The 661-nt window shown below is 41.6% G+C and carries 1 pseudogene; it reads right to left on the bottom strand.

Features of this window, described 5'->3' with window-relative positions:
- Window positions 1-661, bottom strand: a pseudogene (locus ACS8FD_RS21335) (mechanosensitive ion channel family protein); the annotation flags it as partial.

The raw sequence follows: 661 nt of genomic DNA, 5'->3' as shown, positions 1-661 counted from the left end.
CACGGTAAATTTATTGACCAAGTCTGTGATACTTTTTTTGCGACCGATGTAAGAGCCATTTTCATCACTGGTATAATGGTCTATCAAACGGCCAGTAAGTTTACTAACCACCCAACCCAGTCCTAGCGTCATGATAAAGAAAATAAATAAAGCCAAAAACTCCCAAACAGCAATGCCAAGGACTCGCAGCTTAAGCATTGATGGCAAATAGCTTTCGAACTTTGCAGGTTTGTACTGGTCATAAAGCTTGTCAATATGACTGACGGTTTGGGCAGAAAACACCCAAACAGGAGCGTTATCTTCGACTTTTACTCGTTCGACAAATATAGGTATTCGATGCTCACGATAATCAATATGACCAAGTTGAATGGCACGGCGCGAAACACCATGCAGGGGATCACTGCTACCAATAGAGGATTCAATCAAACCATCAGGACGATCTGGCAATTTATTAAAAACATAAAGATCCTTTCTATGTAGCAAAAAATCAAGACGTTTAGACAACTCCATACTACGGCTTGGTTGCACGCTTGGATCAAGCAAATTTAAATTAAGCGCATAAGCTGCCAAGTCAAAACGTTTTGTGACTGCAGCTGTTTGAAAAAACTCCAACGTCGCAAACGGTGTGGATAGGTTTGGCGGTGGTGACAACGGTGATAGA

It is taken from the genome of Psychrobacter sp. 1U2 (assembly GCF_051847575.1).
The sequence above is the reverse complement of the archived record's forward strand: the minus strand, read 5'-3'. Positions and strand labels throughout refer to the sequence as shown.